This window comes from Arthrobacter sp. zg-Y1143, assembly GCF_030125565.1.
In the GTDB taxonomy this organism is placed as follows: Bacteria; Actinomycetota; Actinomycetes; order Actinomycetales; family Micrococcaceae; genus Arthrobacter_B.
The window spans coordinates 543267-559144 of record NZ_JASKLW010000001.1 but is presented as its reverse complement, the minus strand read 5'-3'; the positions used below and the strand labels follow the sequence as shown (position 1 = coordinate 559144).

Sequence of the window (15878 nt, the reverse complement as noted above, 5' to 3'; positions counted from 1 at the left end):
ACCGCCCCTTCCAAAGGGAAAGGTCCCGTCTACAGCAGACGGGACCTTTCCCTTTGTGCTTCCAGCCGGGCTTTCGGCATGCTCTCCGGAGCCGGGCTGCTTAGTGGCTGCTGAAGGCCTCGGCGAGCCACCAGGCACCGTTGTCCGACGTGATTTTGGCGTCGATGACCAGCGGCCGGCGCGGGCCTGATACCAGCCACTGAGTTACGGCGTCCAGGTCCTCGGCCTTTCGGACGGTGAGCCCGTCTGCACCGAAACCGCGTCCGATGGCTGCCGCGTCCGTTTCCGGGAACACCACCGTGTCCATGTCAGCATGCGGATTGTCCGCACCGAAGTGATGGACCTCTGCCCCGTAGGCGGCATCGTTGTACACAACGCAGACCAACGGCAGGTGGAGCCTCACGGCGGTTTCCAGTTCCGCCAGGGCCATGTGGAAGCCGCCGTCTCCGGTCCCGAGGACCGGGAGGCGGTCCGGGCGGGCTACAGCTGCTCCGATCGCGGTGGCCAGGCCTAAGCCAACGGACTGGAACGCCTGCGTGAAACAGAACCCGAACTCGTCCGGAACTTCGAGGAACTGGCTTGGATAGCCCATGAAATTGCCGGAGTCCACGGCAACAATCCGCTCTGCCGGCAGCAGCTCGTCTAGCCTGCGGGTCAGGACACGCGGATCGATCCTGCCGCCGGCTGAGGAATCCACCAGCGGCTCATCCCGCCACCGGATGGAGGCGGCGATGCGCCGGCGGACGCCGTCGGTCCGGTACCCGGTGCGCGCAGCGCTCCCGCGGCTGGACAGTTCCACGAGTACCGCCGTCGCCGTTTCGGCTGCGTCGCCCTGCACCCCCAAGGTGATCGGACGGTTGGCGCCGAGTGCTTCGTCCTCCAGATCGACCTGGACCACGGCGGTGTCGGGGCCCACAAGATGCCCGTGCCGCATGGTCCACATATTCAAGGCGCAGCCGAAACCGACCAGCAGATCCGCGTCCGTGATCAGCTCAGCGGCCAAGGGTGAGGCGAACCCGCCGGAAATGCCCAGGCTGAACGGGTCTGCGTTGAACAGCCCCTTGGCCACCGCGGAAGTAGCCACCAGGGCACCGCTGCGGCGGGCCAACGCCAGCAGTTCGTTCCGTGCCCCTCTGCCTCCCCGGCCGGCAATGATTACCGGACGCCGGGCCTTTTCCAGCAGGTCCGCGAGCGCGGCAACAGATCCTGCACCCGGCCGCACCGGATCCGGCCGCCGCAGGGCGGGGACCGGCTGCGAAGGAATTTCCGGCACTGCTTGGGCCTGTACGTCCAGGGGAAGATTCAGCACAACCGTGCGCCTGTCATTAACTGCCCGGCGATAGGCTCTGACCGTGTCCGCGACTGCGGTCCGGGCAGAGTGGATCCGTTCGGGAACGGCCAGGACGGACCGGGCGAAGCTGTCCTGATCCATGCTGAAGTTTGAGTTCACGGATGCGGACGGGGCCTCGGCAGCCAGCACGATCACCGGTGTCCGGGACTTGGCCGCCTCGCCTATTCCTGTTGCCGCGTTTGTCAGCCCGCACCCCTGGTGCACCGAGACGAGGCCCACCCGGCCGGACATGCGGGCATAGGCATCGGCCATGGTGGCAGCGCCGCCCTCATGCCGTGCGGCGGTAAACGCTACTCCGTGCTCGCGTAGAGAATTTGTCAGGGTGAAGTTTCCCGACCCCACCACGCCGAAGCAGTGCCCGGCACCCAGTTCCGCCAAGGTCCGGCCCACCAACTGCGCTACGTTCATGCAGGTCCTCCGCCGACAGGGTTGGTGCCCGGCACGCGGCCGGGCACCAACCGTAGGTTTTATTTGGTGGAACCGGCCGCAGGGGAGGCAGCCGGTACGGCAGTATCCGCAGCCAGGCCGTCCAACTGGGGAACCCGCTTGGGGATCATGGCGACCGCGCCGGCGGCAACCAGGCCGATGACGGCAAAGACGGCAAAGTTCCATTCGAAGGGAACTCCGGCACCGGCGATCCAGCCGCCGATGATTGGACCGCTGATGGCACCGATCCGCGCGAAGCTGAGCGCCCAGCCCGTGGCCGTGGCTCGGGTGGCCGCCGGGTAGTAGTCCGCAATATAGCCGGTGAGGACCAAGGACGTGGAGATGGATCCAATGCCCGCGAAGGCAACGAAGGCCAGGTTCACCACCATGGAGTTGGGGAACATCAGCAGCAGGATTCCCGCTGCACCGAGGATGTAGAAGACCACCAGGATGCGCTTTTGCCCCACCCGGTCTGCGGCGTATCCAAGGACCAGGCCACCGATGGCGGAGGCCAGGCTGAAGACCAGAAGGAAGGTCAGCGAGGATCCCAGGTCATAGCCGGCCTTGCGCATGATCTGCGGCAGCCAGGTGTTGAGGCCGTAGACCAGGACCATGCCGCAGAACAGCGAGATCCAGAAGAAGACCGTGGACCGGAGGAACCGCTTGGAGAACATGGTGGCCATGACTTCGCGCCAGGGAATTGCCGCCGTCCCGCGGGCAGGCGGTGCGGGGTTGTAGTTGGGGATGTTCTGGCGTGCGGCGAGGGCTTTGGCCTGCGTGATCCGGCCCTTGGAGACGAGGTACTCCAGCGATTCGGGCAGCAGGTAGGCCACGACGGGCAGGATGACCACCGGGAGCGCCCCCACGGCAATGACTGCCCGCCAGCCGAATGCCGGCAGCAGGGCCATGGCGACCAGTGCCGAGGCAACAATGCCCAGCGAGTAGCCCGAGTACATCAAGCCGTAGTTGAAAGAGCGCTTCTTCGGTGCGGAGTACTCGATGGTCAGCGCGGCGGCCACCGGGATGACGCCGCCCATGCCGAGTCCGCCCAGGAAGCGGAAGAGGCCGAACATTTCCGGGGTGGGGGCCATCGCGGCGCCCGCCTGCGTCACGGTGAAGATCAGCATGGACAGCAGCAGCATTTTCTTGCGGCCGATGATGTCGCTGAGGGTGCCGATAAACAGGGCGCCAAAGAGCATGCCTACCAGTGCGTAAGCGCCCAGCCCGCCCAGTTCAAGGGGTGAGAGGTCCCATTCCTTGTATTCCGCGAGTGCGGGAAGCACGGCGCCGAGGACGCCGACGTCGTATCCCTCAGCCAGGATTGCCAGCCAGCAGGCAAACAGCACCAGGCCCGTGGTGCGGCGGGGAATGTTCCATTCAGTCGATGATGGTGCCTGTGTAGCCACGGTGCTCCTTGCGTTGCAGTGCTTGGACGCTCCATTATTGACAGACTATGACGATCGTCACAATAGATAAATAGAATTACTTTCTGCCGCTGCCGCCACACACAGATAGGGCCGGACAGGTATTCCTGTCCGGCCCTATGGGTACTTGGGTTTTCGCTGCGGCTAGCGCTTCCGGCCGAAGACCAGCGAAGCCAGGGCGACGGCCCCGGTTACGGTGAAGACGGACGGCCAGGCGCCCATCTTCTTGGCCAGCGGGTGGGACAGGCCGAAGGCGGCAACGTAGCCGGTGGTGAGTGCGGCAGCGGTGCCCGTGCCGGCGTCGCGCTTCCACAGGGCGAAGGCGGCGGCGCCCGCCGCGGCGAGGACGGCTCCGCCGAGCTGGCGGTTCCCGGTATCACGGGCGGTCTTGTAGCCGCCGATCAGGCCGGCGCTGGTAATCAAGGGGGTCAGCAGGGACAACGTATTTCTCCTCGGATAGGCAACATCCCCAGCTTAGGCCGGGACGGGCGCGGCCCGCACACGGCGGTTCAGTGCCTGTTCGGCCTTTCCGCCTGCGGGTGGACCGGCATCGCCGCCTAGACTGGCCGAACCGGAACCTGCATGAAGAAAAGACCTGTCCGGAGCAGACCGGGACGGAGGAGGAGCGGAAGGACCGTGTCCAGTGCTACCACCCTGACCGAGTTGAAAACGCGGCTCCTGGCGTTGGCCGGGACCACGGACGGGCCCGTGATCGTCGGCGTCACCGGTGCGCCCGGAGCGGGAAAAACCACCCTGGTGGAAGCACTGGTCCAAGCCCTGAATCCGGAGGACCAACCCCTGGAATCGCACCGCTTTGCCCATGTTCCCATGGACGGCTTCCACCTCTCCGACCGGGAACTGACCCGCCTGGGCCTGCTGCAGCGCAAAGGCGCACCGGAGACCTTCGACGCCGGCGGGTACGCCGCACTGCTGGAGCGGCTGGCCGCTCCGCGCACCGCCGTCGTCTACGCCCCGGGGTTTGAACGGACCCTGGAGCAGCCGCTGGCCGGGGACATCCCGGTGTTCCCCGCCGCACGCGTCATCCTCACCGAGGGCAACTACCTGCTGCTGGACCGGCCGGAGTGGCGGCAGGTCCGTTCCCGCTGCGCTGAGGTTTGGTTCTGCGAACCCGAGGAGGAACTGCGGGTGGAACGCCTGGTGGAACGGCACATCCGTTTCGGCAAGGACCCGGTGACGGCAGCAGCGTGGGTGCAGGACGTGGACCAGCCCAACGCGGACCTGGTGCGCACTTTTCGGCAGCACGCCGACCTCCTGATCCACGGTTGGGTCCCCTAGCCTTGCGCGCGCTTCGCAACCCCGGAGCACATCCGCGGTGCTGCCCGGCTTGGGACCGGCGACCGCCTCGCGTATAAAAGGACGCAGACCGCACACGCTTGGGCCCGCAGGGGCTGCGAAAAGGAGACAACGCATGGACGCACTGCTGGAAGACGGAGCCGAGCTGGAGCAGGTGGGCACCGGGGCGGTCTGGGCCGAAGGACCAACCTGGGTGCCGCAGCGCAATGCTGTCCGGTACAGCGACGTGCGGTCCAACCGGATCCTGGAATACAGCGAAACCACGGGCGAGCTCAGCGTGTACGGCCGGGATGTGGAATTCACCAACGGCCGCGCACTCGACGCCGACGGCTCCGTGGTCCAGTGCTCGCACGGACGCCGGGCCATTGAGCGCGATACCAACGGCACCGTTCAGACCTTGGTGGACCGCTTCGGCGAGGTGCGCTTCAACTCCCCCAACGACGTCGTGGTCAAGTCCGACGGCACCGTCTGGTTCTCGGATCCCTCCTACGGCATCGACAATCCGGCGGAAGGCCACGGCGGAGAGCGGGAATACGGGGACCGGTACGTGTTCCGCTTCGATCCGGCCAGCGGGGAACTGACCGCAGTCATCACGGACATCATGGCGCCCAACGGCCTGGCGTTCTCGCCGGATGAGTCCGTCCTGTACGTTTCGGACACCGCGGAGGAAACCGTCTCCCCCGCCGGGCCGGCGCAGCCTGCGGGCAACCCCATCCGCGCCTACGACGTCGTCGACGGGCGGCAGGCGAAAAACGGCCGGGTCTTCGTGCGGGTGGCCCCGGGCGTGCCGGATGGTTTCCGGGTGGATACCGACGGCAATATCTGGTCTTCCGGCGGCGACGGGGTGCGGGTCTTCTCCCCTGCAGGGGAAGTGCTCCTGCACATTCCGGTGCCGGAAACGGTCAGCAACGTCTGCTTCGGCGGCGCCGACGGCCGCACGCTGTACATGACCGCGACGTCGAGCCTCTACCGGATCCGGACCACTGCCAGCGACGCCGCCGCGGCCCTGCGCGGCCAGCGCTAGGCGGCCCGCTAGGCGGCCGGTGCTAGGCGGCCAGCGCTAGGCGGCCCGTCCGATCCGGTCTTCCGGCTCCCGGGCCCGCAACGCCTGCGGGCCCTGCTGCCTGCCCGTTTCCCGGCGGTGCCCGCGCCGGTTGAACAGATAGCGGCGCAGGGGTACCCGGATGGCGGTGCAGGGGTCCATACTTCTGCCCTAGCGGGTGCCCGGCACCCGGTCCCGGCACTGCCGCGTACGGAACGGAGCAGATATGTCCACAGTTGCGGGCCGCGGAGGTTCCGTCCTCCGCCGCAAGCCCATCGAAGAGATCGACGACGAGAAGACCGGCAACAAGCTGTTCAAAAGCCTGGGCCTGTGGCAGCTGACCGCCATCGGGGTGGGCGGGATTATCGGCATCGGCATTTTCACCCTCGCCGGCCTGGTGGCCAACGGTGGACCGGACGCTGCCCCGGTGGGTCCGGCCGTACTGATTTCCTTCCTCGTCGCCGGTCTGGCCAGTGCGGCTGCCGCGCTTTCCTACGCTGAGTTCGCCGGCATGGTGCCGCGGGCCGGGTCCGCTTACACCTACGGGTACGTGGCTTTGGGGGAGCTGATCGGCTGGTTCATCGGCTGGGATTTGCTCCTGGAGTACACGGCCATCGTGGCGGTGGTCGCCATTGGTATTTCCGGGTACTTCACCGAGTTCCTGGCGGGCTTCGGTATCGACATGCCGGTGTGGATGCAGGGGACCGGTGACACCGTGGAGGGCGGGCTGATCAACCTGCCCGCCGCCGTCGTCTGCTTGTTCATCACCTTCATCCTGAGCCGCGGCACCAAGACCTTCGGCAGGTTCGAGCTGGTGGCCGTGGGGTTGAAGGTGCTGCTGATCCTGTTCATCGTCGGTCTTGGTTTCTTCTTCATCAACACGGACAACTACACGCCCTTCCTGCCCAGCGGATTCGGCGCCGTGTTCACCGGTGCCGCCACTGTGTTCTTCGCCGTTTTCGGCTACGACGCCATGAGCACTGCAGCAGAGGAAGCCAAGGACGGCAAAAAACACATGCCCAAGGCCATCCTGCTGTCCCTGGGCGTGGCCATGGTCCTGTACATCCTGGCCACCCTGGTGCTCACCGGGATGCAGAATTACGGGGACATCAGCCCAACGGCCGGGTTCGCGTCGGCCTTCCAGTCCGTGGGGCTGCCGGTCATTGCCACCGTCATTTCGGCTTTCGCGGTGCTCTCCATCCTGACCGTGATGCTCACGTTCCTGCTGGGCGTCACCCGGGTGTGGTTCTCCATGAGCCGGGACGGGCTGCTGCCGGGCTGGTTCGCCGGCACCGACCGGCGCGGCACTCCGCAGCGGGTTACCTGGATTGCCGGCGGGGCCTCGGCCCTGCTCGCCGGGTTCTTCCCCATCCGCGCCGTGGCCGACCTGACGAACATCGGCATCCTGGCCGCCTTTGTGGTGGTAAGTGTTGCCGTGATTGTGCTCCGCTACCGCCAGCCGGAAGCCCCGCGGGAATTCCGGCTGCCGCTGATGCCGTGGATCCCGGCATTCGGGGTCTTGTCCTCCGGCTTCCTGATGCTGCAGCTGCACTGGGAAACCTGGCTGCGGTTCTCCATCTGGCTGGTGATCGGCATGGCCGTGTACGGGTTCTACGGCTACCGCCACTCCCTGCTGAACCCCAACAGTCCGCGGCATTCCCAGCTGCGCGCAGATCCCCAGCCAGGAAGCTGAGCCGGCGGGAAGCGCCCTTGTGGCCTCGGCGGTAAAAGCCCATCTCCCAATTCGGCCAAAAACGGCTATTATCTGCATAGGTCCAGATAGGGACCTTTAGTTGGGGAGAAAACCGAAATGGGCAGTCAGTCTCAGGCCATGCCTTCCACCCGGAAGCGGTCGGCCATGCTCTACCGCCGGGCGCGCAGCGGTCTTGTACTGATCGGCGTCTTCTGGCTGTGGATGCTGTTCGGGGCCGCTGACCTGGTCGGCGCCCTGTTCGGTTCCCCCGTGCATGCCGCCCTGGCTGTATTCGCGCTCGGTGCCCTCACCCTGATTTCGCTGCTTTTCCTACCGATTTGCGTTGCCTACCTGGTGCTGAACCGGTCTGCCATGAAGGCCCCCGGGAAGCCGGCGAACGCCGCCGAGCGGCACGAGGGCACCGCACCCGCTGCAGGCCTAGCACCCGTGATCCGCATGATGCCCCGCCGAGCTGCTGAACGCGGCGCGGAGCTCACCGGCCGTGCTGCTGCGAAATGGCGGGACCTGGCTTCCTAGCCGCCCCTCCTCCGCACCGGCAGAAATGTCAGTGCCACTTGCCATGGTTTATCCATGAGCTCCTCCGCCGGCACCTCCGCCCTCTCCGCTGTTCCCACTACACCTGTCACCCACGCCCATTACCGCCGGGAACCGTACGTTCGGTGCACCACCCGCGGCGGCGGAACCGTGGACGGCAAGGCCGTGGCCTGGACCCGCACCCAGGTGCTCCTGCACTGGATTGACGACGACGGCGTGGCCCACAACCGCTGGGTACCGGCACCGGCGGTGCAGCGCATTCCCCGGGACGACTCCGCCTGGCGGGATCCGTACGACGATTTCCGTTTTTACTACAGCCCCTCCCCCGCAGCCGCCTGACCCTTGACGCAGGCGCACCGGGAGGAGCTGATAGTTGGAATGGATTTCAAGCACTTTATCGAAACGGTCGGGGAGCTGGTGGACCTGGCCGGGGTTGCCGCCATAGTGCTGGGAGCCATTGCCGCAAGCGTTGCCGCCGTCGCCGCCTTGGCTCAAAGGAAGCCCCGGGTCTACGCGGATTACCGGCAGCGGCTGGGCCGCAGCATCCTGCTGGGACTGGAACTCCTCGTTGCTGCGGACATCATCCGCACCGTAGCCGTGACCCCCACGTTTGAATCACTGGGAGTGCTGGCGGTCATTGTGCTGATCCGGACCTTTCTGAGTTATTCGCTGCAGCTGGAGGTCACGGGATATCTGCCGTGGAAGCGCCCGCCCGGCGAATTATCAAATGTCAGCGAATAGTCCACCGAAGCAGTTCCGTCCTTTCGGTCCGCAGGCCAGCAAGGGGCACTTCGGTCTCGCCAACCAGCCCGGTCAGCAGGCCGCACCCCAGCCCTAAGCGCCCCGGGCATCCGGTGCGCCCAAAGCACTCCTGAACCGATCCAAGGCCACCTGGTTAGTCAGCGTCCGGAACACCAGTCCACCCGGTGCCAAGGCAGACCTGGAAAAATTGTTAGGCGCACCGAACTTTGAGTGTTAGGTTGCTGTCATGGCTCGTACAGTCCCTTCCCCAGAGACCGTTGTGCCGGACCCCGGCACCCGCCCGGCAGGACGGCCGCGCAATATCCTGTGGCTGCTCGGGCCCGCGCTCGTAGCCGGTGTTGCTTATCTGGACCCGGGCAATGTTGCCAGCAACATGACCGCTGGGGCCCGGTTCGGCTACCTGTTGGTCTGGGTGGTGGTAGTCGGCAACATCATGGCCTGGCTCATCCAGTACCTTTCAGCCAAGCTGGGCCTGGTCACGGGCCGCAGCCTGCCGGAACTGCTTGGTGAGCGGATCGGCCGGAAGCCCGCCCGCCGGCTGTACTGGCTGCAGGCCGAGCTGGTGGCCATGGCAACCGACGTGGCGGAGGTAATCGGCGGCGCCGTCGCCCTCTGGCTGCTCTTTGACTTGCCGTTGTTCCTGGGCGGACTGATTACCGGCATCATTTCGATTGTGGTGCTGCAGCTGCAGAACAGCGGCCGCCAGCGCGGCTTCGAATACGTCATTGTCACCCTGATGGCGGTGATCGTGGTGGGGTTCACGGTAGGGGTGTTCGTCAGCCCGCCGGACGCTGGCGGGGTGGCCGAAGGCCTGGTCCCGCGTTTTGAAGGCAGCGAATCGGTGCTGCTGGCAGCTTCCATCCTGGGCGCCACCGTAATGCCGCACGCCATCTACGCACACTCGGCCCTGACCCGCGACCGGTTCCCCGGACGCACTGACACGCTGACCACCCCGCGGCTGATCAAGGCCACCAAGGTGGACGTCACCATTGCCCTGGCGGTGGCAGGGTCAGTGAACCTGGCCATCCTGCTGCTGGCCGCCAGCGCCCTGCAGGGAGTGGACGGGACCGACACGCTGCAGGGCGCGCATGCCGCCATTGCCGGGTCCCTGGGCGGAGTGGTGGCCACACTGTTCGCCGTGGGGCTGCTCGCGTCCGGGCTGGCGTCGACGTCGGTGGGCGCCTACGCGGGTGCGGAGATCATGCAGGGGCTGCTGAAAATCCGCATCCCGATGCTCCTGCGCCGCCTGATCACGCTGATTCCGGCCCTGGCGATCCTCGCCGTCGGCATCGATCCCACCTGGGCCCTGATCCTCAGCCAGGTCATCCTCTCCTTCGGCATCCCGTTTGCCCTGATACCGCTGGTCTGGCTGACCGCGCAGCAGGCGGTGATGGGTGTGCACCGCAACCACTGGTGGACCACGGCACTGGGCGTGCTGGTCTCACTGCTGCTGGTCGCACTGAACGTCACGCTGCTGGTGCTGACCTTTACCGGCGCCTGAGCTGAGGAGGGGCCCGGTACGTCCGGACAGGGCTCGGCCCGCATGCCTAGCCCTGCAGGGAGCCTTCCACCAGTGCGGTGGCAATGCTGTCCGCATCTTCCACTGCTGCCAGGTACCGCTCGGCGTCGAGCGCCGCCGAGCAGCCGGTGCCGGCCGCGGTGATCGCCTGCCGGTACCGGTGGTCCACCGCGTCGCCGCACGCGAACACGCCGTCGAGGTTGGTCTGCGTGGTGGGGGCGGCCACCCGGATGTAGCCGTTTTCGTCCAGGTCCACCTGCCCGGCCAGCAGATCGGTGCGCGGCGCGTGGCCGATGGCCACGAAGATCCCGGTAGCCGGCACCTCCCGCGTGCTCCCCGTGACGGTGTCCGTCAGCGTCACTCCGGTGACTTTGTCCGTGCCGTGGATGGCGGTGACCTCGCTGTTGAACTCGAAGCGGATCTTGCCGTGGTCGCGGGCGCGCTGGGCCATGATCCGCGAGGCACGCAGGGCATCGCGGCGTACGACGACGGTCACCGACTCCCCGAACCGGGTCAGGAACAGTGCCTCCTCCATGGCCGAATCCCCGCCGCCCACCACCACAATGGGCTGGTTCCGGAAGAAGAAGCCGTCACATGTGGCGCACCAGGAAATGCCCCGCCCATTGAGCTGTTTCTCCTCGGGTAATCCCAGCTCCTTGTATACGGAACCGGTGGCGAGGATGACGCTGCGGGCCTTGTAGGTTTTCCCGCCTCCAGTGGCCACCCGTTTGGTGTGGCCGGCCAGCTCGACCGAGACGACGTCGTCGTACTCCACCACCGCACCGAACTTCTCCGCCTGCCGGCGCAGGTTTTCCATCAGGTCCGGGCCTTGGATGCCGTCGGTGAAGCCGGGAAAATTCTCCACCTCGGTAGTATTCATCAGCGCCCCGCCAGCGGTGACCGAGCCGGCCAGGATGCGCGGCTTCAGCCCGGCCCTCGCCGCGTAGATCCCGGCCGTGTACCCGGCGGGTCCGGAGCCGATGATGAGGACGGAGTCGGTGGCCATGGGGTGTCCCTTCGCTGCGGCGTCGCGGGTTTCTTCAAGTCTGGCGGGGAACCGGTTAGGGTCGGAACCCCGGCCGCATATTCGCGCTGCCGGATCAGGCAAAGGAGCCGGCAGCGGCCGCAAGGACGGCGGCAGGGGAAGGTAAGTAGCCAGGTCCTCAAGACAGGTATTTCTGGTGTGAGCATGCACCCTTTTCCGCCTGTTTTGGGGCCGGAAATGTCAGTGCCGGGTGAAATCCTTGGGGCATGGATCAGCTCGGGAACACCGAACGGATAACCGAAGAATCAGGGTCAGAACACCAGTCGGCTGAAGGCCACGCTGGTAACTCGGATGGGCCTGATGTGGTGCGCACGCTCGCCGTGTTCCGGGCGGGTGCCGGTACCGTCGACGGCGGCTCCCGGTCCGGCGATTCTGCCGCAGGCGCGGATGCTTCCACCGCCTTTCCGGACGGCTTCAGCGGACTACTGGCTCTGCAGAACCTTGAATCCTTTGACGAACAGACCACCTGCGATGTTTTGGCCCGCGTGGTCCATCTGGTGCGTTGGACGCAGGCACAGGAGGCCCGCCTGATCCACCATATGGAGGAACTCTTTCGGTCCGGTCTCTGCAAGGATTTGGGCCGGGAAGAAGCCGGGCTGGCGTTCAGCCTGGCAGCCTCTGAATGTGCAGCCATTCTGAACGTGCCGCAGACCACCGCGCAGGGGATGATGTTCGAAGCGGACAGGCTCTGCGGCACCCATACCGCCACCCTGGCCGGACTGGAAGACGGACGGTTCAGCTACGGGCACGCTCAAGTGGTGCTGGACCAGTGCCAGGACATTCCCGCGCCGGACCTTCCCGGATTCGAGTCCGAACTGCTGGCCAAAGCCGAGGGCGTAACGAGGAGCCAGTTCTGTGCCAAGGCCAGGCGGCTAAGGGAGAGGAAATATCCCCAAACCATTCCCGAACGGCATTTGACGGCCTTTGATAAACGGCGCGTCGTCCTGGACCGGGACGAGGACGGCACGTCGTGGCTGTCGGCGCATTTGCGGGCCGCGGAAGCCCAGCAGATCTACACGGCCTTGAGCACTGCTGCCCGCGGTGAACAGGCCGCCGGTGACTCCCGGACTGCGGACCAGCTGCGCGCCGATGTCCTGGCCCAGCTGCTGATGGGCGGCCTCGGCTCAGCCCCGTCAGGTGCACGAAGTGGAGCAGGCAGCGGAGCAGCCGGCGGAGCGGGCAGCGGAGCAGCCGGTCGAGCAGCCGGCGGAGCGGGCAGTCGAGCAGGCGGTCGAGCAGCCGGCGGAGCGGGCAGTGGACCTGCCGATGCCGATCCCGACGCCTCAACGGTCCTGCCGCGGGCGGAGATCATGGTCCTGATCAACGCTGAAACGCTCTTTGGTGCCAACGAGGAGCCGGCTGAGCTCCACGGCTACGGTCCGATCAGCGCCGAAGAAGCCCGCCGACTGGCCCGCAACGCTGCGGGGTGGACGGGTCTGGCCCAGGATCCGAAGACCGGTGAAATCCTCGGCGTGGGCAGGCGCCGGAAAGTCCCCGCCGGACTGGCCCGCTGGCTACGCGCCCGGGACGGGACATGCCGATTCCCCGGTTGCAGGGTCAGCACCGCCGTCACGGAAATCGACCACACCATCGACTGGGCGGCAGGCGGTCCCACCGAGCACGGCAACCTTGAACACCTGTGCCGCCGGCACCACCGCTTCAAGACCCTGGGCTATTGGAAAGCCCACCAGCCAACACCGGGTGTGATCGAGTGGACCTCACCAGCCGGACGCACCTACCGCACTGATCCTTTCCTGGAAACCGAACGCCCCACCGCTGACCATCCAAGTGCGGAGCCTGCACCGTTCTGAGCGCGGGTTTCTGACTGGAGTCGGTTAGGCTTCCCGGATGACATCGTGGACAGAAATCACAGACGCCGTGGGGATAGCCCTGAGCGGGGACCGGACCGAGGGCAAACGCCGTCTCCTCGAGTGCTGGGAGGGTACAGTTCCGGGCGAGCACGCCCACCGCTGCGTCCTGGCGCACTATCTGGCGGATACGGAAACTGACCTGGCAGCGGAAATCGCCTGGGACGAGGCCGCCTTGGCCGAGCATGCAGGCGTCAGGGACGAGGACCTGGTGCCGCTCGGCATCCCCTCCGCCCGCGGGTTTGCACCCTCACTGCATCTGAACCTCGGGGATGGCTATCTCCGCCGCGGCGAGCCTGAACCGGCACACCGCCACCTTGTGCTGGGACTCGCCTCAGCAGAGGTGCTGGGCAACGACGGCTATGGCTCGATGATCCGTGCAGGCTTGGAAAATCTGGCCCTGCGGATCGAGGCAGCCCGCTTCACCGGGGCAGGAACCAGCGCGGACCGAACCGCCTCGTGATTGCGCAGGACCTTTTTGTCCGGCAAACCACCCTCGCCACAGGCCGCCTGCGCCTGGAACCGCTCGGTCTGGCGCACTTCGACGGGATCTGGGCCTCTCTCCAGGACCCGGAGATCAGCCGCCTGACCGGAACCCACGCCGAGTTCACCCAGAGGCAGATCCACACGTGGCTCGCTTCCCGGTCCGACGCCGCTGATCGCGCAGACTGGGCAATGGTCAGCGCTGCCGACGGCACTTATCTGGGCGAGGTGGTGCTGAATGACTTGGATCCGGACAACGAGTCGATGGCATTCCGAATCGCTTTGAGGGGACCGGAAATATTCGGTCAGGGCTACGGCACCGAGGCCATCCGCGCGGTGCTGAACCATGCATTTGATGACCTCGGCCTGCACCGAATCGAATTGGAGGTCTTCGAATTCAACCCGCGCGCACGGCACGTCTACGAGAAGTGTGGCTTCGTCGTAGAGGGCCGGCGCCGGCAGGCCCTCCGTTGGGGCGGCCAGTGGGTGGATGCAGTCTCCATGGCCGTATTGGCGGATGATCCGCGCTTCTGAACTGCGAGGCAGCCCGCTGACGGAAGCGCCGAACGGATCCATCAGCGGCCGCGCCGTCGTGCCTGCCGCGCCTCGAACCTGTACCGGCGTCGGACCCTGCTCAGCGAATGCGGGACCGGATCCGAAGCGCGGCCAGGACGGAAAAGACCACCACCATCGCCGCCAGGACAAACAGCACATATCCGGTGGGCACGGCCCAGTCCCCCACATAGGCGGTGATGCCGAAGAGACGCTCTACCTCCGCGATCGCCCCCGGCTGGTCCGTCACCGCCCCCATGGGCCCTTCGGTCATTTCCTGGCGCACCACCATGGACGCCTGCATAAACGGCAGCGCGCTGACAAAGTTCCGCACACCCTCGGGAAAGGCACCCACCGGAATGTAGGACCCGGCTGCGAAACCGAGAATGGTGCCCACCAGCGTGGACAGAGCCGCGAAGGACCCCGGCGTGCGGACGAACGTCACCACAAAGCAGCTCAACGCCCCGAACGCAACACAACTGAGAACCAGATAGCCGTAGGAGCGGGCCACCTGCCCCACAGCGAGCACCACCCCGTCCACTAAGCCCAGGTAGGCCAGGCTCACGGCGAACACCACCGTGGTCATGATCAGCGCTATCACCACCGTGGACAGCAGGTACCCCAGCACCAGCTGGCCGCGGCTGATGGGCGACACCAGGAAGTCGCGGAAGCGGCCGGTGGCGGTGTCGTCCACAATCACGTTCACGGCGGCAAGTCCGGTGGTGATAGCGGTGATGCCCACAATGCCGGCGAACATCCAGGCGTCCACGAAGCCCTTTATGTCCTCTTCGGCGGCTTGCGGAAAGCTCTCGGCCAGCCCCTGGGTCTGCTGGTTGCCCAAGAACAGGGTGTACAGCAGGAACAGGACCAGAGCCCCGAGGAGGGAAAAGAAGACGTTCAGCCGGTCCCGGAAGTACAGGCGCAAGTTCCGTCCAGTGATGTCCATAACTACGTTCATTCCGCTTCCCCCCGACGGCCGGTCAGGGCCAGAAACACATCGTCCATGGTGCCGTGGCGGAACTCGAAGTCCAGTACGTTTTCGCCGTGCCCGGCCAGCAGCTCCCGGGCAGTGTCGGAGCGGTCCACCGCCAGCCGGAGCACGTTCGACTCCTCACCCACGACGTCGACTCCGGCGCCGCGCGCGAGGAGCCGCAGTGCCTCCGGGTCGGCGGAGCTGATCGAGAGGATGCTGCGGCTGTACTTTGCCCGCAGCTCGGTGGGTGTTCCGTCCGCAATGATCCGGCCCTTCTCGATCACGCAGACCCGGTCCGCTTCCTCGGTTTCCTCCATGTAGTGCGTGGTGAGGAAAACGGTGAGGCCGTGGTTTTCCCGCAGGTCGTGGATGGTGGACCAGACCAGAGCACGGCTGGCCGGATCCAGGCCGGCGGTGGGTTCGTCCAGGAAAATGATCGACGGCGCGTGCAGCAGGGCGCGGGCAATGTCCACCCGCCGGCGCTGCCCGCCCGAATAGGTGCTGTAGCGGCGGTCAAGGAAGTCCTCCAATCCGACCATCCGGCTCAGCTCCTCGATGCGGGCATTGTTGGCCGCCTTGTCAGGGGAATAGAAGCGCGCCCTGGTCTGCAGGTTCTCGCGGCCGGTCAGGATGGGGTCCAGCATGGAGTCCTGGAACACCACCCCGATGGTTTCACGGACTCCGGTGCCGCTGCGCAGCACATCATTTCCGGCCACTTCCACCGTGCCGTGCCGGAGTCGAACGGCAGGACCGTGGTGAGGCAGGAGATGGTGGTGGACTTCCCCGCGCCGTTGGCCCCGAGGAAAGCAAAGACGGTGCCGGCGGCCACTTCGAAGGACAGATCATCGACAGCGGCCACGCTACCGAAGCG

Annotated in this window: 18 protein-coding genes; 10 read left to right on the top strand and 8 right to left on the bottom strand. The window is 66.2% G+C overall.

Annotation, left to right across the window (positions count from 1 at the left end; all coding sequences use genetic code 11):
- Positions 1–100 precede the first annotated feature (100 nt).
- From QNN98_RS02865 to QNN98_RS02855, 3 genes are all read right to left on the bottom strand, one after another.
- Positions 101–1759, bottom strand: a complete 1659-nt coding sequence (locus QNN98_RS02865; RefSeq protein ID WP_227925607.1) for a thiamine pyrophosphate-binding protein — start codon at positions 1757–1759, stop codon at positions 101–103.
- A gap of 59 nt (positions 1760–1818) precedes the next feature.
- Positions 1819–3183, bottom strand: coding sequence for an MFS transporter (locus QNN98_RS02860; RefSeq protein WP_227925609.1), 1365 nt, complete (start codon positions 3181–3183; stop codon positions 1819–1821).
- Positions 3184–3345: 162 nt separating this feature from the next.
- Positions 3346–3642, bottom strand: coding sequence for a hypothetical protein (locus tag QNN98_RS02855; protein WP_227911875.1), 297 nt, complete (start codon positions 3640–3642; stop codon positions 3346–3348).
- A 195-nt stretch (positions 3643–3837) separates the two neighbouring features.
- Here QNN98_RS02855 and QNN98_RS02850 point away from each other — a divergent pair, with 195 nt between their 5' ends.
- A complete protein-coding gene (locus QNN98_RS02850; protein ID WP_283996207.1) occupies positions 3838–4497 on the top strand; it encodes a nucleoside/nucleotide kinase family protein in 660 nt (219 codons plus the stop codon).
- Between the two features lie 133 nt (positions 4498–4630).
- Positions 4631–5539: an SMP-30/gluconolactonase/LRE family protein gene (locus QNN98_RS02845; protein WP_283996206.1), complete on the top strand. Its 909-nt coding sequence runs from the start codon at positions 4631–4633 to the stop codon at positions 5537–5539.
- 36 nt (positions 5540–5575) lie between these two features.
- Here the strand turns inward: QNN98_RS02845 and QNN98_RS02840 are convergent, their stop codons facing one another.
- Positions 5576–5719, bottom strand: coding sequence for a hypothetical protein (locus tag QNN98_RS02840; RefSeq protein WP_283996205.1), 144 nt, complete (start codon positions 5717–5719; stop codon positions 5576–5578).
- A 64-nt stretch (positions 5720–5783) separates the two neighbouring features.
- Between QNN98_RS02840 and QNN98_RS02835 the strand changes: the two genes are divergently transcribed.
- The 5 genes from QNN98_RS02835 to QNN98_RS02815 all read left to right on the top strand — a co-directional run bounded on the left by QNN98_RS02835 (position 5784) and on the right by QNN98_RS02815 (position 10068).
- Positions 5784–7250: an amino acid permease gene (locus QNN98_RS02835; protein ID WP_283996204.1), complete on the top strand. Its 1467-nt coding sequence runs from the start codon at positions 5784–5786 to the stop codon at positions 7248–7250.
- A gap of 138 nt (positions 7251–7388) precedes the next feature.
- Positions 7389–7787 (top strand): hypothetical protein, encoded by a 399-nt coding sequence (locus QNN98_RS02830; RefSeq protein ID WP_227911880.1) that lies wholly within the window; start codon positions 7389–7391, stop codon positions 7785–7787.
- 54 nt (positions 7788–7841) lie between these two features.
- Complete coding sequence (locus QNN98_RS02825) at positions 7842–8144, top strand: hypothetical protein (RefSeq protein ID WP_227911881.1); 303 nt, start codon at positions 7842–7844, stop codon at positions 8142–8144.
- 39 nt (positions 8145–8183) lie between these two features.
- Positions 8184–8546, top strand: coding sequence for a DUF1622 domain-containing protein (locus tag QNN98_RS02820; RefSeq protein WP_283996203.1), 363 nt, complete (start codon positions 8184–8186; stop codon positions 8544–8546).
- 247 nt (positions 8547–8793) lie between these two features.
- Positions 8794–10068, top strand: coding sequence for an Nramp family divalent metal transporter (locus QNN98_RS02815; RefSeq protein WP_283996202.1), 1275 nt, complete (start codon positions 8794–8796; stop codon positions 10066–10068).
- 46 nt (positions 10069–10114) lie between these two features.
- Here the strand turns inward: QNN98_RS02815 and trxB are convergent, their stop codons facing one another.
- Complete coding sequence (trxB, locus tag QNN98_RS02810; RefSeq protein WP_227925612.1) at positions 10115–11092, bottom strand: thioredoxin-disulfide reductase; 978 nt, start codon at positions 11090–11092, stop codon at positions 10115–10117.
- 245 nt (positions 11093–11337) lie between these two features.
- Here trxB and QNN98_RS02805 point away from each other — a divergent pair, with 245 nt between their 5' ends.
- Genes QNN98_RS02805 through QNN98_RS02795 form a run of 3 tightly spaced genes read left to right on the top strand, consistent with a single transcriptional unit; the run spans position 11338 to position 14016 of the window.
- Positions 11338–12942: an HNH endonuclease signature motif containing protein gene (locus QNN98_RS02805; protein ID WP_283996201.1), complete on the top strand. Its 1605-nt coding sequence runs from the start codon at positions 11338–11340 to the stop codon at positions 12940–12942.
- Between the two features lie 37 nt (positions 12943–12979).
- The gene (locus QNN98_RS02800) at positions 12980–13462 is read left to right on the top strand and encodes a hypothetical protein (protein WP_283996200.1); all 483 of its coding nucleotides are present in this window, start codon (positions 12980–12982) and stop codon (positions 13460–13462) included.
- Positions 13459–14016 carry a GNAT family N-acetyltransferase gene (locus QNN98_RS02795; protein ID WP_283996199.1) on the top strand — a complete coding sequence of 186 codons (558 nt, stop codon included), beginning with the start codon at positions 13459–13461 and terminating at the stop codon, positions 14014–14016. Before QNN98_RS02800 ends, QNN98_RS02795 begins: the two co-directional genes overlap by 4 nt.
- A gap of 100 nt (positions 14017–14116) precedes the next feature.
- Here the strand turns inward: QNN98_RS02795 and QNN98_RS02790 are convergent, their stop codons facing one another.
- From QNN98_RS02790 to QNN98_RS02780, 3 genes are read right to left on the bottom strand one after another with little or no spacing between them, the layout of a single operon-like run.
- On the bottom strand, positions 14117–14992 hold the full coding sequence (locus QNN98_RS02790) for an ABC transporter permease (RefSeq protein ID WP_283996198.1): 876 nt from the start codon (positions 14990–14992) through the stop codon (positions 14117–14119).
- Positions 14989–15723, bottom strand: coding sequence for an ATP-binding cassette domain-containing protein (locus tag QNN98_RS02785; protein ID WP_283996197.1), 735 nt, complete (start codon positions 15721–15723; stop codon positions 14989–14991). The genes QNN98_RS02790 and QNN98_RS02785 overlap by 4 nt, the downstream gene beginning before the upstream one ends.
- A complete protein-coding gene (locus QNN98_RS02780) occupies positions 15633–15836 on the bottom strand; it encodes an ATP-binding cassette domain-containing protein (RefSeq protein ID WP_283996252.1) in 204 nt (67 codons plus the stop codon). The genes QNN98_RS02785 and QNN98_RS02780 overlap by 91 nt, the downstream gene beginning before the upstream one ends.
- Positions 15837–15878 lie beyond the last annotated feature (42 nt).